General features: G+C 49.1%; 23 protein-coding genes. 14 read left to right on the top strand and 9 right to left on the bottom strand.

Annotation, left to right across the window (positions count from 1 at the left end):
• Positions 1-52: 52 nt before the first annotated feature.
• Positions 53-1,249, bottom strand: a complete 1,197-nt coding sequence (locus tag ACJHW7_RS21615) for a YjgN family protein (protein ID WP_021557478.1) — start codon at positions 1,247-1,249, stop codon at positions 53-55.
• A 192-nt stretch (positions 1,250-1,441) separates the two neighbouring features.
• On the opposite strand from ACJHW7_RS21615, the gene ACJHW7_RS21610 reads away from it, so the two are divergent.
• A complete protein-coding gene (locus tag ACJHW7_RS21610) occupies positions 1,442-1,945 on the top strand; it encodes a GNAT family N-acetyltransferase (protein ID WP_001059397.1) in 504 nt (167 codons plus the stop codon).
• A 45-nt stretch (positions 1,946-1,990) separates the two neighbouring features.
• On the opposite strand, the gene rraB is transcribed toward ACJHW7_RS21610, so the two are convergent.
• On the bottom strand, positions 1,991-2,407 hold the full coding sequence (gene rraB / locus ACJHW7_RS21605) for a ribonuclease E inhibitor RraB (protein ID WP_000002953.1): 417 nt from the start codon (positions 2,405-2,407) through the stop codon (positions 1,991-1,993).
• Between the two features lie 161 nt (positions 2,408-2,568).
• Here rraB and argF point away from each other — a divergent pair, with 161 nt between their 5' ends.
• A complete protein-coding gene (gene argF / locus ACJHW7_RS21600; protein WP_040234452.1) occupies positions 2,569-3,573 on the top strand; it encodes an ornithine carbamoyltransferase in 1,005 nt (334 codons plus the stop codon).
• Positions 3,574-3,629: 56 nt separating this feature from the next.
• Here argF and ACJHW7_RS21595 read toward each other — a convergent pair whose 3' ends face one another.
• The 3 genes from ACJHW7_RS21595 to ACJHW7_RS21585 all read right to left on the bottom strand — a co-directional run bounded on the left by ACJHW7_RS21595 (position 3,630) and on the right by ACJHW7_RS21585 (position 6,739).
• The gene (locus tag ACJHW7_RS21595) at positions 3,630-5,426 is read right to left on the bottom strand and encodes a hypothetical protein (RefSeq protein ID WP_021557476.1); all 1,797 of its coding nucleotides are present in this window, start codon (positions 5,424-5,426) and stop codon (positions 3,630-3,632) included.
• Between the two features lie 122 nt (positions 5,427-5,548).
• Entirely contained in the window at positions 5,549-6,001 is a 453-nt protein-coding gene (tabA, locus tag ACJHW7_RS21590; RefSeq protein WP_001308227.1) for a toxin-antitoxin biofilm protein TabA, read from the bottom strand.
• Positions 6,002-6,145: 144 nt separating this feature from the next.
• Positions 6,146-6,739: a TetR/AcrR family transcriptional regulator gene (locus tag ACJHW7_RS21585; protein ID WP_001545166.1), complete on the bottom strand. Its 594-nt coding sequence runs from the start codon at positions 6,737-6,739 to the stop codon at positions 6,146-6,148.
• Between the two features lie 70 nt (positions 6,740-6,809).
• On the opposite strand from ACJHW7_RS21585, the gene bdcA reads away from it, so the two are divergent.
• The 6 genes from bdcA to ridA all read left to right on the top strand — a co-directional run bounded on the left by bdcA (position 6,810) and on the right by ridA (position 10,336).
• A complete protein-coding gene (bdcA, locus tag ACJHW7_RS21580) occupies positions 6,810-7,523 on the top strand; it encodes an SDR family oxidoreductase (protein WP_021557475.1) in 714 nt (237 codons plus the stop codon).
• A 130-nt stretch (positions 7,524-7,653) separates the two neighbouring features.
• Positions 7,654-8,049 (top strand): RidA family protein, encoded by a 396-nt coding sequence (locus tag ACJHW7_RS21575; RefSeq protein ID WP_000230277.1) that lies wholly within the window; start codon positions 7,654-7,656, stop codon positions 8,047-8,049.
• A 280-nt stretch (positions 8,050-8,329) separates the two neighbouring features.
• Positions 8,330-8,464: a pyr operon leader peptide gene (gene pyrL, locus ACJHW7_RS21570; RefSeq protein ID WP_001296693.1), complete on the top strand. Its 135-nt coding sequence runs from the start codon at positions 8,330-8,332 to the stop codon at positions 8,462-8,464.
• A gap of 3 nt (positions 8,465-8,467) precedes the next feature.
• A complete protein-coding gene (gene pyrB / locus ACJHW7_RS21565) occupies positions 8,468-9,403 on the top strand; it encodes an aspartate carbamoyltransferase (RefSeq protein WP_000013046.1) in 936 nt (311 codons plus the stop codon).
• A 12-nt stretch (positions 9,404-9,415) separates the two neighbouring features.
• Positions 9,416-9,877 carry an aspartate carbamoyltransferase regulatory subunit gene (gene pyrI, locus ACJHW7_RS21560; RefSeq protein ID WP_000148581.1) on the top strand — a complete coding sequence of 154 codons (462 nt, stop codon included), beginning with the start codon at positions 9,416-9,418 and terminating at the stop codon, positions 9,875-9,877.
• 72 nt (positions 9,878-9,949) lie between these two features.
• The gene (gene ridA / locus ACJHW7_RS21555; protein WP_021557474.1) at positions 9,950-10,336 is read left to right on the top strand and encodes a 2-iminobutanoate/2-iminopropanoate deaminase; all 387 of its coding nucleotides are present in this window, start codon (positions 9,950-9,952) and stop codon (positions 10,334-10,336) included.
• A gap of 205 nt (positions 10,337-10,541) precedes the next feature.
• Here ridA and mgtA read toward each other — a convergent pair whose 3' ends face one another.
• Complete coding sequence (gene mgtA / locus ACJHW7_RS21550; protein ID WP_000471866.1) at positions 10,542-13,238, bottom strand: magnesium-translocating P-type ATPase; 2,697 nt, start codon at positions 13,236-13,238, stop codon at positions 10,542-10,544.
• 140 nt (positions 13,239-13,378) lie between these two features.
• A complete protein-coding gene (gene mgtL / locus ACJHW7_RS21545; RefSeq protein ID WP_001387276.1) occupies positions 13,379-13,432 on the bottom strand; it encodes a mgtA regulatory leader peptide MgtL in 54 nt (17 codons plus the stop codon).
• Positions 13,433-13,616: 184 nt separating this feature from the next.
• Between mgtL and treR the strand changes: the two genes are divergently transcribed.
• From treR to nrdG, 5 genes are all read left to right on the top strand, one after another.
• The gene (gene treR, locus ACJHW7_RS21540) at positions 13,617-14,564 is read left to right on the top strand and encodes a trehalose operon repressor TreR (protein ID WP_001181332.1); all 948 of its coding nucleotides are present in this window, start codon (positions 13,617-13,619) and stop codon (positions 14,562-14,564) included.
• A 118-nt stretch (positions 14,565-14,682) separates the two neighbouring features.
• A complete protein-coding gene (treB, locus tag ACJHW7_RS21535) occupies positions 14,683-16,104 on the top strand; it encodes a PTS trehalose transporter subunit IIBC (protein WP_001299664.1) in 1,422 nt (473 codons plus the stop codon).
• Between the two features lie 49 nt (positions 16,105-16,153).
• The gene (gene treC / locus ACJHW7_RS21530; RefSeq protein WP_001331056.1) at positions 16,154-17,809 is read left to right on the top strand and encodes an alpha,alpha-phosphotrehalase; all 1,656 of its coding nucleotides are present in this window, start codon (positions 16,154-16,156) and stop codon (positions 17,807-17,809) included.
• A 393-nt stretch (positions 17,810-18,202) separates the two neighbouring features.
• On the top strand, positions 18,203-20,341 hold the full coding sequence (gene nrdD / locus ACJHW7_RS21525) for an anaerobic ribonucleoside-triphosphate reductase (RefSeq protein ID WP_000187778.1): 2,139 nt from the start codon (positions 18,203-18,205) through the stop codon (positions 20,339-20,341).
• A 157-nt stretch (positions 20,342-20,498) separates the two neighbouring features.
• On the top strand, positions 20,499-20,963 hold the full coding sequence (gene nrdG / locus ACJHW7_RS21520; protein WP_001106233.1) for an anaerobic ribonucleoside-triphosphate reductase-activating protein: 465 nt from the start codon (positions 20,499-20,501) through the stop codon (positions 20,961-20,963).
• A 44-nt stretch (positions 20,964-21,007) separates the two neighbouring features.
• Here the strand turns inward: nrdG and cybC are convergent, their stop codons facing one another.
• Together cybC and pmbA are read right to left on the bottom strand one after the other, a co-directional pair.
• Positions 21,008-21,394 carry a cytochrome b562 gene (gene cybC, locus ACJHW7_RS21515; RefSeq protein ID WP_021557473.1) on the bottom strand — a complete coding sequence of 129 codons (387 nt, stop codon included), beginning with the start codon at positions 21,392-21,394 and terminating at the stop codon, positions 21,008-21,010.
• Between the two features lie 183 nt (positions 21,395-21,577).
• Positions 21,578-22,930, bottom strand: a complete 1,353-nt coding sequence (pmbA, locus tag ACJHW7_RS21510) for a metalloprotease PmbA (RefSeq protein ID WP_001162171.1) — start codon at positions 22,928-22,930, stop codon at positions 21,578-21,580.
• 93 nt (positions 22,931-23,023) lie between these two features.
• Between pmbA and yjgA the strand changes: the two genes are divergently transcribed.
• The gene (gene yjgA / locus ACJHW7_RS21505; RefSeq protein WP_000166270.1) at positions 23,024-23,575 is read left to right on the top strand and encodes a ribosome biogenesis factor YjgA; all 552 of its coding nucleotides are present in this window, start codon (positions 23,024-23,026) and stop codon (positions 23,573-23,575) included.
• Positions 23,576-23,676 lie beyond the last annotated feature (101 nt).

Raw genomic sequence — 23,676 nt, 5'->3', positions numbered from 1 at the left:
AAACACAGTGATGAAAACGAAGGCCGGAGCATGCTCCGGCCTTTTTTATCTCTTACAGAAATGGTAAAGAAGGCATGATTCCCCGTGAAATACTGGCTAAGAAGCCTTTATCTGGTTGTTCTTCTTTATTGATTAAAGGAAGGTCATCCAAATCGCCCAGCAAATACGTATTTTTTGCCTGCCAGTCAATCATCCATATTTTCAGCAGTGGATAAGCCAGACCGCCCGTAATCCCGGATATCACCACCAACGCACACATGCGATAAAGCATACCGTGGTATGTTAAAGTTGAGCGAAAACGAATACGCCCATCATTCAGTGACAGGTTGCTCATAAAATGATTTCGCAACGACACCGTTAAATAACTGGTGCTAACAGCAATCCCAAAATAATAGATTAACTGCGCGATTATCATTTTACGCTGCATTTCCATAAATTGCTGTAAATTCTCAATATCATCATTTGCATACACAGAACTATCATACGCATTTAATATTTGATCGAAGATAATATAACCAGCAACAGCGAGAAAAGGTAATAAAGCTAAAAATGCGAGGATGGCATATTTTATACAATACGCAGTATCTAATTTCACCTTGAAACGATGTATACCGAAACTGGTATTGCTCCAGAGAAAACTCATTACCAGGCTATATAAAGTACCATTAAAAATACCAATGGAAACAATACCAACTATTGCCATCAGAACCACAGATATAATAACACTACTTGAACTATTGGCATGTAGCATCTTTGTCGAGATAAAGAAAACAGTCCCCATCCCAATGGCCATTAAAATCGGCAAGAAAAAGGTTACCCACCAGAACCCTTTCATAGAGCAATTAAAACTAAATCTTACGCCGTTGAGACTAGTCATCAAGGCCTGATAACGCAGTCCTTTTACTGCCATAAATATAAGCAAAACCAACAGTGACAAAGTCAAAACACAGCCAACAAGCGGCATATCTGCTGACACTGTCATTAAGATTGCGAAATAGAAAAAAACAAAAACAAGACAACTAAAAAAAACATTCCCACCAGTAATTCCATAAGAAAATCGTTGTCCGTTAACTTCCATATTAGCATAGAGATAACGCCTACATTTCATTAATGCCCATGGTAAATAGATACCTAGCGTTATAATCGTTAACAACACATTCACCACACAAATAAGAAAATATCTCTCACCTGTACCATGAAAAACAAACGAATGGGACGGAACATCCATTTCATTAATAACTTGAGCCATAAAAATTCCCTGAATTAAAAAATCCATTGATATAATTTATAGATACAGACAGTAAAATGTTCTGCCACGTTACAATACTCTTATCAGTAATAGGCTGGCAAAAACTTTATTGCTTTATAAGATGCTTGCGCACGTAAGAAGAGAGTGGTATTAAACAAATGTATAATTACTTTATTTTTATTGGGTTAAACTATGAATAACATTGCGCCGCAATCACCTGTAATGCGTCGCCTGACGTTGCAGGATAATCCTGCTATCGCCCGCGTCATTCGTCAGGTATCCGCCGAATACGGTCTTACCGCTGATAAAGGCTACACCGTCGCCGATCCGAATCTTGACGAGCTGTATCAAGTGTATAGTCAGCCTGGTCATGCATATTGGGTGGTTGAGTACGAGGGTGAAGTGGTCGGCGGCGGTGGGATTGCGCCATTAGCAGGTAGTGAATCGGACATTTGCGAACTGCAAAAGATGTATTTTCTTCCGGCTATTCGCGGCAAAGGGCTGGCAAAAAAACTGGCCTTAAAGGCGATGGAGGAGGCAAGAGAAATGGGCTTCAAACGCTGCTATCTGGAAACGACCGCTTTTTTGAAAGAAGCGATTGGTTTGTATGAACATTTAGGTTTTCAACATATCGACTATGCACTTGGCTGCACGGGCCATGTTGATTGTGAAGTGCGGATGTTGCGCGAACTCTAAAAAAATGCCCGCTAGTGTGTGCTATCGGGCATTTTAATCAATTAATTAGTGGCGAACACCGTCATCGTCTTCATCGACAAAATCTTCATCGTCGCCGTCTTCGCCGTTGGGATCTTCAAAGTAAGTGCCCCAACCGTCGTACTCAACGTCAAATTTCTCCGCCAGCGTCATCAGTTGTTCAACCTGGGCATCGATCAGATCGGCATTCAACGCGCACTCGCTGAGGATGTCGCAGCAAATCACGATATCACCATCTTCAACTTCCAGCTCTTCTGGATCGGTCACTTCGTAACCGAGTTTAAACGCTTCAACTGCCGCTTTTTCCAGAGTTTCCAGATCGTCTGCGGAAAGATGGTGTTCGATGGTATACAGCGCGTCCGGATCGCTGCCATCTTCCAGTAATTCTTCAATAATCAAACGTGTTTCTTCACGCTGTTCTTCCAGTTGTTCCGGGTTTGCCATGGCTCATTCCTCTTAATGTCCTGCCGATACTCTTATTGTCACACACCACTGACATTGCCTCCACCTTTGTGACAAAGATTTATGCTTTAGACTTGCAAATGAATAATCATCCATATAAATTGAATTTTAATTCATTGAGGCGTTAGCCACAGGAGGGATCTATGTCCGGGTTTTATCATAAGCATTTCCTGAAATTACTCGATTTCACGCCAGCTGAACTCAACAGCCTGCTGCAGTTAGGCGCGAAGCTGAAAGCCGATAAGAAAAGCGGCAAAGAAGAAGCCAAACTCACTGGTAAAAACATCGCGCTCATCTTCGAAAAAGACTCGACCCGTACCCGATGCTCTTTCGAAGTTGCCGCATATGACCAGGGTGCTCGCGTTACTTATCTCGGCCCAAGCGGCAGCCAGATTGGTCATAAAGAGTCGATTAAAGACACTGCCCGCGTGCTGGGTCGCATGTATGACGGTATTCAGTATCGCGGCTATGGTCAGGAGATTGTCGAAACACTGGCGGATTACGCTGGCGTGCCGGTATGGAACGGCCTGACCAATGAGTTTCACCCCACGCAGTTGCTGGCGGATCTCCTCACCATGCAGGAGCATTTACCCGGTAAAGCATTCAACGAAATGACGCTGGTCTATGCAGGTGACGCACGTAACAACATGGGCAATTCGATGCTCGAAGCTGCGGCGCTTACCGGTCTGGATTTGCGTCTGGTCGCGCCACAGGCATGCTGGCCGGAAGCTGCGCTGGTTACGGAATGCCGCGCCCTGGCACAGCAAAATGGCGGGAATATTACGCTGACGGAAGATGTAGCCAAAGGAGTTGAAGGTGCTGACTTTATCTATACCGATGTGTGGGTGTCGATGGGGGAAGCAAAAGAGAAATGGGCAGAACGGATTGCATTACTGCGTGATTATCAGGTGAACAGCAAGATGATGCAGTTGACCGGTAACCCGGAGGTCAAATTCCTCCACTGCCTGCCCGCGTTTCATGACGACCAGACGACGCTTGGTAAGAAAATGGCGGAAGAGTTTGGCCTACATGGCGGAATGGAAGTGACTGATGAGGTCTTCGAATCTGCCGCCAGCATTGTTTTTGATCAGGCGGAAAACCGTATGCATACCATCAAAGCAGTGATGGTCGCGACGCTCAGTAACTAATTGATATCGCTATAAAGATGCCGGGAAATACAAAACTATCCCGGCATCACATTATTTTATGCAGTGATAGGTCTATTCTTCCACCCAATTTTTTCTATTGCAGAACGTAAATCTTGCGGTGGATTTAATTTTTCTAACTGTTTTTCATTAATATAATCATATATATTGATTTTCCCATCCCGCAGGGTTTCCATCATTCTTGTTCTAATTTTTAATTCATTATCGATCTTTTCTTCAAAAATCTTAACGACATAACCCGGAAGTTTATTTACAATTTCATTTGTTTTTTCTTCATTACCATAAACATATCCTAACTCATTAAGATACAGCTGTTCGCCCTCATAATCTTTAAGTAATTGATAGAAATACCACTTAGCAAAATCAGGTTGCTTCATAAAAAAAACCTTCAAAAAAATATCATTTACCAAAATGCTGACAGGCACTTCATTAAATAGCAACTTAACATCATCAAATAACCTTAGTATTAAGCGCGATTTTTCTTGATTACTTAAATTAAAATCATTGACATATACAACCAACTTCTCCCAAATCAATTCCTGTAACTCGGGGCTGTTTTTATAGGGTTCTTTATTGAGGTTGAAAAATAATGCCTCAGCTATTTTAGATTGATTGCAATCAAAATCAATATGACTCATCACGGAGCATGCATGCGTTATCTTTTCAGAATCACCAAGATATTGCATACTTTTATTAAAACACCAATCCAGTATTCTTACATCATTAATATATGGGGATTTTGAAAAAGTCTCCAGAATCGAATCGATGACCGGTGTAAGGTTAACCTTTGCATCATCTAAGGAATCAATAAGAATATGAGACAGGTTAACTTTGATTTCATTAATTTCATTGTTACCTACTTTGTCATTATCAATTCCGTGATCATTTAATTCGTAGAGCTTATCTATTTCTTCCAGTATACCATTTTCGCTCAGTAAGTATGAAATCGATTCATTACATACATGAGGCATTAATAGCAGATGTTCGTTCCTTATTGCTAATAATGCATTATTCAATGTTGTTTCTAATAAATCCGTAATCGTAGAATCAACTGAACCTTTACAACTCACCTGCGAGTTATTTAACTCCTGCGAATCATTTGACTCCTGAGAATTATTTAGCTCCTGTGGATTATTTAACTCCTGCGAATTATTTAACGCCTGCGAATTATTTAACTCCTGCGAATTATTTAACTCCTGCGAATTATTTAACTCCTGTATATTATTTAACTTCTGTAGATTATTTAACTTCTGTAGATTATTTAACTTCTGATGATTATTTAATAGACGCGCTATTTCCTTGTTAGCTTCGCGTTGGTAACACGCCAGAACCTTGTTAGTAATCAGGTGTAATGAACTATCATCTTTTCTTTCAAAAGACTTCCCTTCATAACGAAAACTCAAAAAATCAGATTGTGGAAATATAATGGCTGTATGTCCTTGACGAGTCCCCATAGTAGTAGTGGAAAGTGAAATTTCTATAATCACCTTAGATGAATCCGCTCGCTCACCTTCAGGATTATTCATAACAAACTTCATTATTTCACTGCCATCATTATTTTTGATATAAGATGAGGACTCAATATGAGCCATCATATTTCTACCCGCTTCGTTGGAGCGTTTGCTAAAATCCACATAACCCAGGGTAAATATTTTTGCCAAAAACTCCAAAAATGCTCCAGGAGAAAGAATATTCCTTCTGCTATCCTGCCCCCCGGCAATACGGGCAAAATCATTCATTCCCACACACCAGGTATTTAAGACTTCATTTTTTGGTTTAAAATTATCGGCTGATGTAATGTGTTGAGAATAATTCAAATCTGATATTTTGCTCATGACGAACTCCTTGAGTTAATAAGAACGTCTAAGCATTACAAATTTTACTCACAAAAAAATATCAAAAAACGCTCTTTTCACAAACTCGCCGTAAACCTGGAGTTATTTACGGCGAAAAGTCATCACGCCATCAGCATCTTCACTACTGCTTTGCGAACCTGGGCTGGCGCGCCCACTGCGCACAGCGGTTTATGCACTTCCCCCGGATAAAACACAACAAAATCACCTTCATTAAGGATAACTGTTTTCTCATCAACGCCTTCCGGCAAAAATGCGATGTCTTTATCAGCTAACCAGTCGGTATCCGGCGTACCTGCCGGTTGTGTGCTGAAGGTCATGCCTTCCTGACCTTTTAACACAATCTGAATGTCGAGATAGCGGGCATGGTACTCCGCACGGCGAGCTTCGTACGGCTCGGTCATATCTTCCGAGATAAGATAAAACAGACGATTGCCTTCGATATCGTGCTTGCCCTTTGGCGTTTCTACCGTAACGTGTGCTTTGATATGCTCAATCGCCTGGCGTAACTCCTGGGGTAGCCACGGCTGAAGATTATGAATATTTCCGATGATCATCTTTTCCACTCCTTAATTAAAACAACGTTTCATTTCTATCGTTATACGAAAAGATGATCAATTCCGCTAGCCTTAACGCGTGAATTATTGTCTTATCACAACTTATCGGCAGGCGCGTTCCCGCCTTTCGGGTCAAGGCCCGCATCACTCCTTGAGAATAGTTTTTATCGCTCCCCCCGCCAGTGCAGCTGTTGCACAGAGTTGTTCGAGGGAGTGCCCCTCTCGTGCCTTCGCAGAAAGCCCTGACATCACGGTACTCATAAAATCAGTCACACATTGTGCGCTTTGTGGATGCCGCCTGGCGATATAGTCATAAATGGCCGTTTCTGCGGCGTGATAATATTGAACGGCAATATCACGCGCTTGTGGATCATGACTATGAATGCCTTCAAGAACCATACAGCCAGCGCAGCCGCCGTTTTGGCTATATCTGCGCGCCGCTTCTTTTAATACCTCAGCCAGGCACTCCCCTACCGGACGATCATCACGAAGAATATCGGCAAGCGGAATAGCTTCCGTACCGACATATTCATTGAGTACACGGCTAAATAACCCAGCCTTATTGCCAAAAGCCGCGTAGAGGCTCGGGGGGTTAATACCAAGATAATCAGTAACTTCAGCAACACTGACAGCATCGAAACCTTTTTGGTGAAAAAGCACTTTTGCCGCAGAGACTGCCTGCTCAGGAGCGAAACGTCTGGGACGACCTGGAACGCGAGATTGTTTTTTAGTGACCATTACAAAACTTATTGACAGAAAGTTAAAACAGTTTTGTAATGCATGTTACATAATAAATCAAGGAGTCCTTATGGGCGCTTTTACAGGTAAGACAGTTCTCACCCTCGGTGGCAGTCGTGGTATCGGTGCCGCTATCGTACGTCGTTTCGTCACCGATGGGGCCAATGTACGATTCACCTATGCGGGGTCGAAAGATGCCGCTGAACACCTGGCACAAGAGACTGGAGCGACAGCAGTATTCACAGATAGTGCTGACAGAGACGCTGTCATTGATGTCGTTCGTAAGAGCGGCGCATTGGATATCCTGGTGGTAAATGCAGGTATTGGCGTCTTTGGCGATGCCCTGGAATTAAATGCCGACGATATTGATCGCCTTTTCAAAATCAATATTCATGCTCCTTACCATGCCTCTGTTGAAGCCGCCCGGCAGATGCCCGAAGGCGGGCGCATCTTAATCATCGGCTCCGTGAATGGCGATCGTATGCCTGTTGCAGGCATGGCTGCTTATGCCGCCAGTAAATCTGCCCTACAAGGCATGGCGCGCGGGCTGGCCCGTGATTTTGGACCGCGTGGGATCACCATCAACGTCGTCCAGCCAGGGCCAATTGATACCGACGCTAATCCCGCCAACGGGCCAATGCGCGATATGTTGCATAGTTTTATGGCTATCAAAAGACATGGGCAACCGGAAGAGGTCGCTGGTATGGTCGCATGGTTAGCAGGGCCAGAAGCCAGTTTTGTTACCGGCGCGATGCATACCATTGATGGCGCGTTTGGCGCATAACCGACTACGCTCAATTAAGCCCAGCCATTTCCCATGATGTCTGGGTTTTGTTTACTCACGTCGTCCGCTAAAAGCGGCTCCTGGTAAATATAAATCTTCTGTTCATGTCGTAAATCTTGAGGATAACCAAATGGTAGAAAGAACCGCTGTTTTCCCTGCTGGCCGACATTCACTGTATGCAGAACATCGTTATTCTGCGGCTATTCGTTCCGGCGATTTGCTGTTTGTTTCCGGGCAAGTAGGAAGTCGAGAGGACGGAACACCAGAACCCGATTTTCAGCAACAAGTCAGACTGGCATTTGATAATTTGCATGCGACCCTGGCAGCTGCGGGATGCACTTTTGACGATATCATTGATGTTACGAGCTTTCATACCGATCCAGAAAAACAATTTGAAGACATCATGACGGTGAAAAATGAAATATTTAGCGCGCCACCTTATCCAACCTGGACGGCGGTGGGCGTTACATGGCTGGCAGGCTTTGATTTTGAAATTAAAGTGATAGCACGCATCCCTGAGCTGTAAGCAATAGTGTTAGCCGTTCGTTTTCACACTCCGCCCTATAAGTCGGATGAATGGAATAAAATGCATATCTGATTGCGTGAAAGTGAAAAAGAAAAAAGCAGGAAATGTCTGCAATTATTGATACCGAACGACAGTTCCCCTCCAGAATCACAGTAAATAAAAATGCATATATTTTGACTTATAATTCAAATAAACCGTTTGCGCTGACAAAATATTGCATCAAATGCTTGCACCGCTTCTGACGATGAGTATAATGCCGGACAATTTGCCGGGAGGATGTATGGTTCAGTGTGTTCGACATTTTGTCTTACCGCGTCTGAAAAAAGACGCTGGCCTGCCGTTTTTCTTCCCGTTGATCACCCATTCCCAGCCCCTCAATCGAGGGGCTTTTTTTTGCCCAGGCGTCAGGAGATAAAAGATGGCTAATCCGCTATATCAGAAACATATCATTTCCATAAACGACCTTAGTCGCGATGACCTTAATCTGGTGCTGGCGACAGCGGCGAAACTGAAAGCAAACCCGCAACCAGAGCTGTTGAAGCACAAAGTCATTGCCAGCTGTTTCTTCGAAGCCTCTACCCGTACCCGCCTCTCTTTCGAAACTTCCATGCACCGCCTGGGTGCCAGCGTGGTGGGCTTTTCCGACAGCGCCAATACATCACTGGGTAAAAAGGGCGAAACGCTGGCCGATACCATTTCGGTTATCAGCACTTACGTTGATGCGATAGTGATGCGTCATCCGCAGGAAGGTGCGGCGCGCCTGGCCACCGAGTTTTCCGGCAATGTACCGGTACTGAATGCCGGTGATGGCTCCAACCAACATCCGACGCAAACCTTGCTGGACTTATTCACTATTCAGGAAACCCAGGGGCGTCTGGACAATCTCCACGTCGCAATGGTTGGTGACCTGAAATATGGCCGCACCGTTCACTCCCTGACTCAGGCGTTAGCGAAGTTCGACGGCAACCGTTTTTACTTCATCGCGCCGGACGCGCTGGCAATGCCGCAATACATTCTGGATATGCTCGATGAAAAAGGGATCGCATGGAGTCTGCACAGCTCTATTGAAGAAGTGATGGCGGAAGTTGACATCCTGTACATGACCCGCGTGCAAAAAGAGCGTCTGGACCCGTCCGAGTACGCCAACGTGAAAGCGCAGTTTGTTCTTCGCGCCAGCGATCTCCACAACGCCAAAGCCAATATGAAAGTACTGCATCCGCTGCCGCGTGTTGATGAGATTGCGACGGATGTTGATAAAACGCCACACGCCTGGTACTTCCAGCAGGCAGGCAACGGGATTTTCGCTCGCCAGGCGTTACTGGCACTGGTTCTGAATCGCGATCTGGTACTGTAAGGGGAAATAGAGATGACACACGATAATAAATTGCAGGTTGAAGCTATTAAACGCGGCACGGTAATTGACCATATCCCCGCCCAGATCGGTTTTAAGCTGTTGAGTCTGTTCAAGCTGACCGAAACGGATCAGCGCATCACCATCGGTCTGAACCTGCCTTCTGGCGAGATGGGCCGCAAAGATCTGATCAAAATCGAAAATACCTTTTTGAGTGAAGATCAAGTAGATCAACTGGCATTGTATGCGCCGCAAGCCACGGTTAACCGTATCGACAACTATGAAGTGGTGGGTAAATCGCGCCCAAGTCTGCCGGAGCGCATCGACAATGTGCTGGTCTGCCCGAACAGCAACTGTATCAGCCATGCCGAACCGGTTTCTTCCAGCTTTGCCGTGCGAAAACGCGCCAATGACATCGCGCTCAAATGCAAATACTGTGAAAAAGAGTTTTCCCATAATGTGGTGCTGGCCAATTAATTGCGGTTGGTAATAAAAGTCTGGCTCCCTATAATGAGCCAGACTTTTTACCGCTGTAATAAAGGAGAAATCATGAGCAAAACTATCGCGACGGAAAATGCACCGGCAGCTATCGGTCCTTACGTACAGGGCGTTGATCTGGGCAATATGATCATCACCTCCGGTCAGATCCCGGTAAATCCGAAAACGGGCGAAGTACCGGCAGACGTCGCTGCACAGGTACGTCAGTCGCTGGATAACGTAAAAGCGATCGTCGAAGCCGCTGGCCTGAAAGTGGGCGACATCGTTAAAACCACCGTGTTTGTGAAAGATCTGAACGACTTCGCAACCGTAAACGCCACTTACGAAGCCTTCTTCACCGAACACAACGCCACCTTCCCGGCACGTTCTTGCGTTGAAGTTGCCCGTCTGCCGAAAGACGTGAAGATTGAGATCGAAGCGATCGCTGTTCGTCGCTAATCTTGATGGAAATCCGGGCTATCATGCCCGGATTAAGTCTGATGACAAACGCAAAATCGCCTGATGCGCTACGCTTATCAGGCCTACGTGATTCCTGCAATTTATTGAATTTGTTGGCCGGATAAGGCATTTACGCCGCATCCGGCATGAACAAAACTCACTTTGTCTGCAATTCGAATCCAGGCCACCATGCCCAGTTGATTCTTTATTGCCAGCCGTAACGACGGCTATAAAATCCTTTCACCAACTGGGTTAACGTCATATACCCTGCCAAAATCGCAACCAGCCACGGGAAATAGCTTAACGGCAGCGCCTGCAGCTGCAGATAACTGGCCAGCGGTGAAAACGGCAATGCGATCCCGACAATCATCACGATCACGGTCATGATCATTAACGGCCACGATGCACAGCTCTGAATAAACGGCACACGGCGGGTGCGGATCATATGCACAATCAGCGTTTGCGACAGTAAGCCCACCACAAACCATCCCGACTGGAACAGCGTTTGCGTTTCCGGCGTGTTGGCATGGAATACCCACCACATCAGGCAAAACGTCAGAATATCGAAGATCGAGCTGATCGGTCCGAAGAAGATCATAAAGCGCCCCAGATCCGCCGGATTCCAACGCTGCGGCTTTTGAATTTGCTCGTCGTCGACGTTATCAAACGGGATCGCCACCTGTGACACATCATACAGCAGGTTCTGAATAAGCAAGTGTAACGGCAACATCGGCAGGAAGGGCAAGAAAGCACTCGCCACCAGCACGCTGAACACATTACCGAAGTTGGAGCTCGCCGTCATTTTGATGTATTTCAGCATGTTGGCGAAAGTGCGACGTCCTTCAATAACCCCCTCTTCCAGCACCATCAGGCTTTTTTCCAGCAGGATGATATCAGCCGCTTCACGGGCAATATCTACCGCGCCGTCCACAGAAATGCCGATATCCGCAGCGCGTAAGGCGGGCGCATCATTAATACCATCGCCCATAAAGCCAACCACATGCCCTTCGCGCTTCAGTAAGGTCACAATGCGTTCTTTATGCATCGGCGTCAGGCGGGCAAACAGCGTGGTGCGCTGTGCGAGATTTGCCAGTTCGTCGTCAGATAGCGTTTCAATATCACTACCAATGACCACCTCTCCCGCGTCCAGCCCCACTTCATGGCACACTTTCGCTGCAACTAACTCACTGTCGCCAGTAAGGATTTTTACGGTGATTCCACTCGCTTTTAATGCCTTCAGTGCCGGAGCGGTTGTCTCTTTTGGCGGATCAAGGAAAGCAATATATCCTTCGAGGATCAGGTCGGATTCATCCGCCCGCTGGTAATCTCCTTCACGCGCTGGCAGGTATTTCGTCGCCACCGCAACCACGCGCAGCCCCTGACGATTAAGCGTATCAGTAACCCGCTTAATCTTACGCAGCATGATGTCATCGAGCGGCACAATCTCGCCATTGTGACGCACCTGCGAACACACATTGAGGATTTCCTGCAATGCACCTTTGCAAACCAGCTGATGGTGCTCGGTATTTTCTGCCACTACCACCGACATCCGGCGACGCTCGAAATCAAACGGAATCTCATCAATTTTTTGCCAACGACTGGCCAGCGAGCGCGCTGACTCTTCATCCGTACCTTCGAGCACCGCTGTATCGAGCAGGTTTTTAAGTCCGGTCTGATAATGACTGTTCAACCACGCGCTATGCAGCACGCGTTCGCTGGTTTTACCGGAGATATCGGTATGATTCTCCAGCACAATTTTGTCCTGTGTCAGGGTGCCAGTTTTATCAGTGCACAGAATATCCATTGCGCCAAAGTTCTGAATAGCATCCAGATGTTTGACGATCACTTTCTGTTTCGACAGCTTTACTGCGCCGCGCGCCAGCGTCGAGGTAACAATCATCGGCAACATTTCCGGCGTTAAGCCTACCGCGACCGAAAGCGCAAACAGTGCCGCTTCCCACCAGTCGCCTTTGGTGTAACCATTGATTAACAGCACCACCGGAGCCATCACCAGCATAAAGCGAATCAGCAGCATACTGACGCGGCTGATCCCTTGCTGAAAGGCATTCGGCTCGCTTTCCTGCTCACTAACACGCCCCGCCAGTTGACCAAACCAGGTATTGGCACCTGTAGCAATCACCATTGCTTGTGCCGTGCCGCTCACCACGGTGGTGCCCATAAAACACAGGGTGTCACACTCCAGCGGATTGCTGTGCTCCGGCTGGCGAGTGGTAGCGGCTTTTTCTACGGGCAGAGACTCACCGGTTAACGACGCCTGAGCGACGAACAGATCCCGCGCCTGCAAGATACGTAAATCTGCCGGGATCATATCCCCCGCCGCCAGTTTTATTATATCGCCGGGCACCAGCTGGTCGATCGGGATCTCCAGCCAGCCATTTTCGCCTTTGTCGTTAATTACGCGCAGAACCGTCGCTGTATTGCTGACCATCGCTTTCAGGGCATCTGCCGCTTTAGTGGAACGTGCTTCCTGAATAAAGTTCAGCAACGTAGAAATAGCGACCATTAGCGCGATAACGCCCGCGGCAAATAAATCTTCCGTGGCGTAAGAAATAGCGCCGAGAATGGTGAGTAAAATATTAAAGGGGTTGCGATAGCAGACCCATAAATGTACCCACCACGGCGACGGTTGTTGTGCGGGTAATTTATTTTCACCATGTTGTTCGCGGGCAGATTCCACTTCCGCCTGATTTAACCCTTCCGGATGGGTGTCGAACGTTTTCCATAATTCTTCTTCGGGCATCACCGCCATTTTCAGGCAATGCGCACTTAAGGACGGCGGGACCGCCGTATTCACTGTCTGCTGCGCGCCAGGCAATGGATCGCGATGAACCAGACGGGAAGGTAAATGGCGAATGAGCCGGGTAAAAATTTCTTTAAACATAAGGAGTCCCTCCGCACTGTCTGAAACAGTACAGAAATGTCTTCAGGCGTGGCGAAGCCTTACCTGAAGGTAATAAAGCTGAGCAGGGACGTTAAAACGTCACGGCCTTACGCATCCGGTAACGCCGTGAAAAGACGGGCTTACCGGAAAAGTTTTAATCTCCGTCGAGGGAGAGGCGTGGGATCAGGTTCCATATAACCTCCGGTAAGTGAAAAAAGCGCCGCAAATAATAAGGAGAATCCAATAATATTCGTAGCATCTATGGCGATATAATACCTGCTGGCAACTAAACCAACGATAAACCAGACTTTACCCATTGCTGAATGCACGGGTAAAGTTAGGCTCAAATAATTAAACAACACGTTACAGGACAACAGGATGCAAAATCGGCTGACCATCAAAGACATCGCACGCTTAAGCGGCGTGGGGAAATCTACAGTTTCCCGGGTGCTGAATAACGAAAGCGGCGTGAGCCAGCGCACCCGCGAGCGTGTTGAAGCAGTGATGAATCAGCATGGATTTTCCCCTTCCCGCTCTGCGCGCGCTATGCGTGGGCAAAGCGATAAAGTGGTCGCCATCATTGTTACCCGCCTGGATTCGTTGTCAGAAAATCTCGCCGTTCAAACCATGCTGCCAGCGTTCTATGAACAAGGTTACGACCCAATCATGATGGAAAGTCAGTTTTCCCCGCAATTAGTTGCCGAACATTTGGGGGTGCTGAAACGGCGTAATATCGACGGCGTAGTGCTGTTCGGTTTTACTGGCATAACAGAAGAAATGTTAGCCCACTGGCAGTCATCGCTGGTTCTGCTGGCGCGTGACGCAAAAGGTTTTGCTTCGGTCTGTTATGACGACGAAGGGGCAATCAAGATCCTGATGCAACGGCTGTATGACCAGGGGCATCGTAATATCAGTTATCTCGGCGTGCCGCATAGTGACGTGACGACCGGGAAGCGACGTCACGAAGCCTACCTGGCGTTCTGCAAAGCGCATAAACTGAATCCCGTTGCCGCTCTGCCAGGCCTTGCTATGAAGCAAGGCTATGAGAACGTAGCAAAAGTGATTACGCCTGAAACTACCGCCTTACTGTGCGCAACCGACACGCTGGCACTTGGCGCAAGTAAATACCTGCAAGAGCAACGCATCGACACCTTGCAACTGGCGAGCGTCGGTAATACGCCATTAATGAAATTCCTTCATCCGGAGATCGTCACCGTAGATCCTGGTTACGCCGAAGCTGGACGCCAGGCGGCCTGCCAATTGATCGCACAGGTAACCGGGCGCAGCGAACCGCAACAAATCATCATCCCCGCCACCCTGTCCTGATCGTTTCCTGAACGATAAATTGTGATCTTCGCTGCGTTTCGGGAACGTTCCCGTTTTTAAATTTTTCCGCGCAATATATTCTGCAGCCAACCAAAAATGTCATCTGCCATGGGGCTTTATGATGAGCAAAATAAACCAAACGGATATCGATCGGTTGATTGAACTAGTCGGCGGGCGCGGCAATATTGCGACGGTGAGCCACTGTATTACTCGCCTGCGCTTTGTCCTCAACCAACCGGCCAATGCCAGACCGAAAGAAATTGAGCAACTCCCCATGGTGAAAGGCTGTTTCACCAATGCCGGGCAATTTCAGGTGGTGATTGGCACCAATGTGGGTGATTACTATCAAGCACTAATAGCGTCAACCGGACAGGCGCAGGTTGATAAAGAGCAGGTAAAAAAAGCCGCCCGGCAGAATATGAAATGGCATGAGCAGTTGATCTCTCATTTCGCGGAGATCTTCTTCCCGTTGCTGCCCGCGTTGATTAGCGGCGGTTTGATCCTCGGTTTTCGCAATGTGATCGGCGATTTGCCCATGAGCAACGGTCAGACGCTGGCGCAAATGTACCCTTCCCTGCAAACGATCTACGATTTTCTGTGGTTGATCGGTGAAGCGATCTTCTTCTACCTGCCGGTCGGTATTTGCTGGTCAGCGGTGAAAAAAATGGGCGGCACGCCGATCCTTGGTATCGTGCTTGGCGTGACACTGGTTTCCCCCCAGCTGATGAACGCTTATCTGCTCGGGCAGCAGCTGCCGGAAGTGTGGGACTTTGGCATGTTCAGCATCGCCAAAGTGGGCTATCAGGCGCAGGTGATCCCGGCACTGTTAGCCGGGCTGGCGCTGGGCGTTATTGAAACTCGCCTTAAACGCATCGTACCGGATTACCTCTATCTGGTGGTGGTGCCCGTCTGTTCGCTGATCCTCGCGGTGTTCCTCGCCCATGCGCTGATTGGTCCGTTTGGTCGCATGATTGGCGATGGCGTTGCCTTTGCGGTACGTCACCTGATGACCGGCAGCTTTGCTCCGATTGGTGCGGCATTGTTTGGCTTCCTGTACGCGCCGCTGGTGATCACCGGCGTACACCAGACCACCCTTGCTATTGATTTGCAGATGATTCAAAGCATGGGTGGCACGCCAGTGTGGCCGCTGATTGCGCTGTCGAATATCGCTCAGGGCTCCGCCGTGATAGGCATTATCATTTCCAGCCGCAAGCACAATGAACGCGAGATCTCCGTGCCTGCCGCTATCTCCGCCTGGCTTGGGGTCACTGAGCCTGCAATGTACGGCATCAACCTGAAATATCGCTTCCCGATGCTGTGCGCGATGATTGGTTCTGGTCTGGCAGGATTGCTATGCGGCCTGAACGGCGTTATGGCGAATGGTATCGGCGTAGGGGGCCTGCCGGGAATTCTCTCGATTCAACCGAGCTACTGGCAGGTATTTGCGCTGGCAATGGCTATCGCCATCATCATCCCGATTGTACTCACCTCGTTTATCTACCAGCGGAAATACCGCCTGGGCACGCTGGACATTGTTTAATTTTCTTCGGGGCGCAATTGCGCCCCCTCGCATTTGCAGGAATAACGTAATGACTAATCTTCCCCACTGGTGGCAAAACGGCGTTATCTACCAGATTTATCCAAAGAGTTTTCAGGACACCACGGGTAGCGGCACCGGCGATTTACGTGGCGTTATCCAACGCCTGGACTATCTGCATAAACTGGGCGTTGATGCCATCTGGCTAACCCCCTTTTATGTCTCTCCCCAGGTCGATAACGGTTACGATGTAGCGAACTATACGGCGATTGATCCCACCTACGGCACGCTGGACGATTTTGACGAACTGGTGACGCAGGCAAAATCGCGCGGGATTCGTATCATTCTCGATATGGTGTTTAACCATACCTCTACCCAACATGCCTGGTTTCGCGAGGCGCTGAACAAAGAAAGCCCTTACCGCCAGTTTTATATCTGGCGCGATGGCGAACCAGAAACGCCACCGAACAACTGGCGTTCAAAATTTGGCGGTAGTGCGTGGCGCTGGCATGCGGAAAGCGAACAGTACTATTTGCATCTCTTTGCACCAGAACAGGCGGATCTCAACTGGGAGAATCCAGCGGTACGCGCAGAGCTGAAAAAAGTCTGTGAATTCTGGGCCGATCGTGGGGTCGACGGGTTGCGCCTGGATGTGGTGAATCTGATCTCCAAAGACCCGCGTTTCCCTGAAGACCTGGATGGCGACGGGCGTCGCTTTTACACCGACGGGCCACGAGCACACGAGTTTTTGCACGAGATGAACCGCGATGTGTTTACGCCACGCGGGTTAATGACCGTAGGTGAAATGTCCTCCACCAGCCTTGAGCATTGCCAGCGATACGCGGCACTGACAGGCAGTGAATTGTCGATGACCTTTAATTTTCATCACCTGAAGGTCGATTATCCCGGTGGTGAAAAATGGACGCTGGCTAAACCTGACTTTGTGGCGTTGAAAACATTGTTCCGCCACTGGCAACAAGGAATGCACAACGTGGCATGGAATGCCTTGTTCTGGTGTAACCACGATCAGCCGCGCATTATTTCTCGCTTTGGTGATGAAGGTGAATACCGCGTGCCTGCGGCAAAAATGCTGGCGATGGTGCTGCATGGCATGCAGGGAACGCCGTATATCTACCAGGGCGAAGAGATTGGCATGACCAACCCGCATTTCACGCGCATTACTGACTATCGCGACGTGGAGAGCCTCAATATGTTTGCCGAGCTGCGCAACGATGGTCGTGATGCCGACGAGTTATTGGCAATCCTCGCCAGTAAATCCCGTGACAACAGCCGCACGCCCATGCAATGGAGCAACGGCGATAATGCCGGGTTTACGGCTGGCGAACCGTGGATTGGCCTGGGCGATAACTATCAACAAATCAACGTAGAAGCCGCGCTGGCCGATGAGTCCTCGGTGTTTTACACCTACCAAAAGTTAATCGCACTGCGTAAGCAAGAAGCCATCCTGACATGGGGCAATTACCAGGATCTGCTGCCAAACAGCCCTGTATTGTGGTGCTATCGCCGTGAATGGAAGGGGCAAACCTTGCTGGTCATTGCCAACCTTAGCCGTGAGATCCAACCCTGGCAGCCAGGGCAAATGCGCGGCAACTGGCAGCTTGTGATGCATAACTACGAAGAAGCCTCACCACAACCCTGTGCCATGAATTTACGGCCTTTTGAGGCTGTCTGGTGGTTACAGAAGTAAATCTTCCCTAAGCCCCGGTAATGCCGGTCATTCCGGGGTTTTGTCTGTCAGCATGTTGTTTTTGTTGATTTTTCAACCAGCAAATTCATTAAAAAATTTACATAACGCTGTAGCGCCCGTCATCCGTACGCTCTGCTTTTTACTTTGAGCTACATCAAAAAAAGTTAAAACATCCTTGATGCAAAGCACTATATATAGACTTTAAAATGCGTCCCAACCCAATATGTTGTATTAATCGACTATAATTGCTACTACAGCTCCCCACGAAAAAGGTGCGGCGTTGTGGATAAGCGGATGGCGATTGCGGAAAGCACCGGAAAACGAAACGAAAAAACCGGAAAACGCCTTTCCCAATTTCTGTGGATAACCTGTTCTTAAAAATATGGAGCGATCATGACACCGCATGTGATGAAACGAGACGGCTGCAAAGTGCCGTTTAAATCAGAGCGCATCAAAGAAGCGATTCTGCGTGCAGCTAAAGCAGCGGAAGTCGATGATGCCGATTATTGCGCCACTGTTGCCGCGGTTGTCAGCGAGCAGATGCAGGGCCGCAACCAGGTGGATATCAACGAGATCCAGACCGCAGTTGAAAACCAGCTGATGTCGGGTCCATACAAACAACTGGCTCGTGCTTACATCGAGTACCGTCACGATCGCGACATTGAACGTGAAAAACGCGGTCGCCTGAACCAGGAGATCCGTGGTCTGGTCGAGCAGACCAACGCCTCGTTACTCAACGAAAACGCCAACAAAGACAGCAAGGTGATTCCAACCCAGCGCGACCTGCTGGCCGGGATCGTGGCTAAACACTATGCACGCCAGCACCTGCTGCCGCGTGACGTGGTGCAGGCACATGAGCGTGGCGATATTCACTATCACGATCTCGATTACTCGCCGTTCTTCCCGATGTTCAACTGCATGTTGATCGACCTGAAAGGCATGCTGACCCAGGGCTTTAAAATGGGGAACGCCGAGATTGAACCGCCGAAGTCGATCTCTACGGCAACCGCGGTAACTGCGCAGATTATTGCTCAGGTCGCCAGCCATATTTATGGCGGCACCACCATTAACCGTATCGATGAAGTGCTGGCACCGTTTGTCACCGCCAGCTACAACAAACATCGCAAGACCGCAGAAGAGTGGAACATCCCGGACGCCGAAGGCTACGCTAACTCTCGTACCATTAAAGAGTGCTACGATGCCTTCCAGTCGCTGGAGTACGAAGTAAACACCCTGCACACCGCCAACGGTCAGACGCCGTTTGTAACCTTTGGTTTTGGCCTGGGCACCAGCTGGGAATCGCGCCTGATTCAGGAATCGATCCTGCGTAACCGTATCGCAGGCCTCGGTAAAAACCGTAAAACTGCGGTGTTCCCGAAACTGGTGTTTGCGATTCGCGATGGCCTGAACCATAAAAAAGGCGATCCGAACTACGACATCAAACAGCTGGCGCTGGAGTGCGCAAGCAAGCGCATGTATCCGGATATCCTGAACTACGATCAGGTAGTGAAAGTCACCGGTTCGTTTAAAACCCCGATGGGCTGCCGCAGCTTCCTCGGCGTGTGGGAAAATGAAAACGGCGAGCAGATCCACGATGGTCGTAACAACCTCGGCGTGATCAGCCTGAACCTGCCGCGTATTGCTCTGGAAGCAAAAGGCGATGAAGCCACCTTCTGGAAGCTGCTGGATGAACGTCTGGTGCTGGCACGTAAGGCGCTGATGACCCGTATCGCTCGTCTCGAAGGCGTGAAAGCGCGCGTGGCCCCGATCCTCTATATGGAAGGTGCTTGTGGCGTGCGTCTGAATGCTGACGATGATGTTTCTGAAATCTTCAAAAACGGTCGTGCGTCTATTTCGCTGGGTTACATCGGCATCCACGAAACCATTAACGCGCTGTTCGGCGGCGAGCATGTATATGACAACGAGCAGCTTCGCGCGAAAGGTATCGCCATTGTTGAACGTCTGCGTCAGGCAGTGGATCAGTGGAAAGAAGAAACGGGTTATGGTTTCAGTCTCTACAGCACGCCGAGTGAAAACCTGTGCGACCGCTTCTGCCGTCTCGATACTGCTGAGTTTGGCGTGGTGCCGGGCGTGACCGATAAAGGTTACTACACCAACAGTTTCCACCTCGATGTGGAGAAGAAGGTGAACCCGTACGACAAGATCGACTTTGAAGCGCCTTACCCGCCGCTGGCGAACGGTGGTTTCATTTGCTACGGCGAGTATCCAAACATTCAGCACAACCTGAAGGCGCTGGAAGATGTCTGGGATTACAGCTATCAGCATGTACCGTATTACGGCACCAATACACCGATTGATGAGTGCTACGAGTGTGGCTTTACCGGTGAGTTCGAGTGCACCAGCAAAGGCTTCACTTGCCCGAAATGTGGTAACCATGACGCCTCCCGTGTGTCGGTAACTCGCCGCGTGTGCGGATATTTAGGTAGCCCGGATGCACGTCCGTTTAACGCTGGTAAGCAGGAAGAAGTTAAGCGCCGCGTTAAACATTTGGGGAATGGGCAGATAGGTTAATCTTCACTCTGCGCTAAGCAAATGCCGGATGCGGCGTAAACGCCTTATCCGGCCTACATTTGGCAACGGCTGTAGGCCTGATAAGACGCGACAGCGTCGCATCAGGCATTGATTACCGGATGCAGCCTACACGCGGACTGATAAGCCAGGCGAAATAATGAATTATCATCAGTACTATCCTGTCGACATCGTCAACGGCCCCGGCACTCGCTGCACCCTGTTTGTCTCCGGGTGTGTTCATGAATGCCCCGGTTGCTATAACAAAAGCACATGGCGGGTAAATTCTGGTCAGCCATTTACCAAAGCAATGGAAGACCAGATCATTAACGATCTGAATGACACTCGTATCAAACGCCAGGGGATTTCCCTCTCCGGCGGCGATCCGCTGCATCCGCAAAACGTGCCGGATATTCTGAAACTGGTACAACGCATCCGCGCCGAGTGTCCGGGTAAAGACATCTGGGTGTGGACAGGCTATAAACTCGACGAACTCAACGCTGCGCAAATGCAGGTTGTTGATTTGATTAACGTGCTGGTCGACGGCAAATTTGTGCAGGATTTAAAAGACCCTTCCCTGATCTGGCGCGGCAGCAGCAATCAGGTGGTGCATCATTTGCGATGATAAGTTCCCTGTTACCTGAGTGCAGGCAACAGGGAAATAAGGAATTAACGATACTTCTGGTGATAGGCGTTGCGGGTCGTTTTCAGTTGCTCTGCGGCAGCCTGCGCTTCTTTTACTTTACCTTCATTTGCCAGCTTCAGCGCGTCGTCAATCTGACCGACCAGAATGTCGAAACCGTGGCGGAAATCTTTCATTTCCGGGCTGTCCGGTGATTTATCTTCGAGCTTCGGCGGCGTTGCTTTTTGCGCATCCAGCGCTGCGGCGCGCATCTTCGTTAACGCGTCTTTGACTTGCGCCGCGTTATCGGCTTTTTCGACCACTTTTAAATTGTCGTTGAGGGTTTCCATATTGTCTTCAAGATCAGCGGCAAACGACGCCGAACTGAATACCAACGAGGAGACTGCAAGAATAGCTAACAGGCTTTTTCGCATTGCTCACTTCCTTTTTTATTTACACTTCATCCTTCACACTGCCTCATCGACGACTACGCTCATTCGACCGGATCACGTACTGCGAGTACGCTCCCCGGCCCTCATTCACTTTCCGTCTCGATGCAGTGCGAATGATTTTGTGTAATTTTTTAGTTTATAGCGCGGCAGGTCGCGCCAGTTTTTTTACTGTCCGGCGATTTTCATCTCCGGCAACAGCACAGAACCACACTGTATATTACTGCGTGTTTCAATATCGTTACCGACGGTGACAATATTGCGCCACATATCTTTTAAATTACCTGCGATGGTGATTTCGCTAACCGGATACTGAATTTCGCCGTTTTCTACCCAGAAGCCCGCCGCACCACGGGAATAATCACCGGTAATTGCACTCACGCCCTGGCCCATCAATTCCGTCACCACCAGCCCGGTGCCCATCTCTTTGAGCATCTGCTCGAAGCTTAGACCTTGTCCGGCAATCCGCCAGTTGTGAATACCGCCCGCATGTCCGGTGCTTTTCAGCCCCAGTTTTCGCGCCGAATAGCTGGTCAGCAGCCACTGAGTCAGGATGCCATCTTTAATAATATCGCGACGCTCGGTGCGCACACCTTCGCTGTCGAATGGCGTCGACGCCAGCCCTTTCAGCAGATGCGGATGCTCTTCAATGGTCAGCCAGTCCGGCAGAATTTGTTTACCCAGCGAATCCAGCAGGAAGGTAGATTTACGGTAAACCGATCCACCCGCTATCGCCCCCACCAGATGGCCAAAAAGCCCGGTTGCCACTTCATTGGCAAAAATGACCGGCGCTTTCATGGTGGAGAGTTTACGCGGTGACAGGCGCGATAAAGTACGGCGAGCACAGTCGGCCCCAACCCACTCTGGCGTTTGCAGATCGCTCATCGCACGACCAATGGTGTAGGCGTAATCACGCTCCATATCGCCATTTTCTTCGGCAATTACACAGCTGGAGAGCGAATGACGCGTTGAGCAGTAACCCTGCAACATGCCGTGGCTGTTGCCAAAAACTTTGACACCGTAGTGGCTGTTAAAGCTGCCACCTTCGGTATTGGTGATGCGTTTGTCCGCCTGCAATGCCGCCTGTTCTGCGCGGGCCGCCAGTTCAATGGCTTCATCCGGGGAAACTTCCGCAGGGTGGAACAAGTCGAGATCTGGTGCGTCAAAGGCCAGCAGCTCTTTGTCTGCCACGCCGGCACAGGGATCTGGCGAGGTATAACGGGCAATATCCAGCGCCGCCTGTACAGTACGGGCAATGGCCTGCGGGCTTAAATCGGTGGATGATGCGCTACCTTTGCGGTTCTGGTGATAAACAGTGATCCCCAGCGCGCCATCGCTATTGAATTCAACATTCTCCACTTCACCATAACGCGTGCTTACGCTAATGCCGGTGGTCTTGCTGACGGCAACTTCCGCACCGTCCGATTTGCCTGAGGCCAACTCCAGCGCAGTGGAAACTGCTTCTTCCAGAATCTTGCGCTGCGCTTCAACTTGAGAGATTACTTTCATTGCAAGTGCCATAATGTAGAGAGTTTCTCTGAAGTCTAACAGAGAACCGTTTTTCAGTGCGCATCTTAACTGGTAACATTAGCCTCTTTTTTTAAGGAGCCTGAGATGACTAAGCAGCCCGAAGACTGGCTCGACGACGTTCCCGGTGATGACATCGAAGACGAAGACGATGAAATTATCTGGGTCAGTAAAAGTGAAATTAAACGTGATGCCGAGGAGCTAAAACGCCTTGGCGCGGAAATTGTTGATCTGGGGAAAAACGCGCTGGATAAGATCCCGTTAGATGCGGATCTGCGCGCGGCTATTGAGCTCGCCCAGCGTATTAAGATGGAAGGTCGCCGCCGCCAGTTGCAGCTCATCGGTAAGATGCTGCGCCAGCGCGACGTAGAGCCTATTCGTCAGGCGCTGGATAAGCTGAAAAACCGTCACAACCAGCAGGTGGTGCTGTTCCATAAACTGGAAAACCTGCGCGATCGTCTGATCGATCAAGGTGATGACGCCATCGCTGAGGTATTAAATCTGTGGCCCGATGCCGATCGTCAGCAACTGCGTACTCTGATCCGCAACGCGAAGAAAGAGAAAGAAGGGAATAAGCCGCCGAAATCCGCACGCCAGATTTTCCAGTATCTGCGCGAACTGGCGGAGAATGAAGGGTAATTTTCGTTGTTGATGTGAGTATGGTTTGCCGGATGCGGTGCACCTGTAGGCCTGATAAGACGCATCAAGCGTCGCATCAGGCACTATGCTCAAATGCCGGA

The organism is Escherichia sp. WS1152 (genome assembly GCF_046487665.1).
Taxonomy (GTDB): Bacteria; Pseudomonadota; Gammaproteobacteria; order Enterobacterales; family Enterobacteriaceae; genus Escherichia; species Escherichia coli.
Note: the sequence above shows the minus strand (reverse complement) of the source record. Positions and strands in the feature narration are given on the sequence as shown.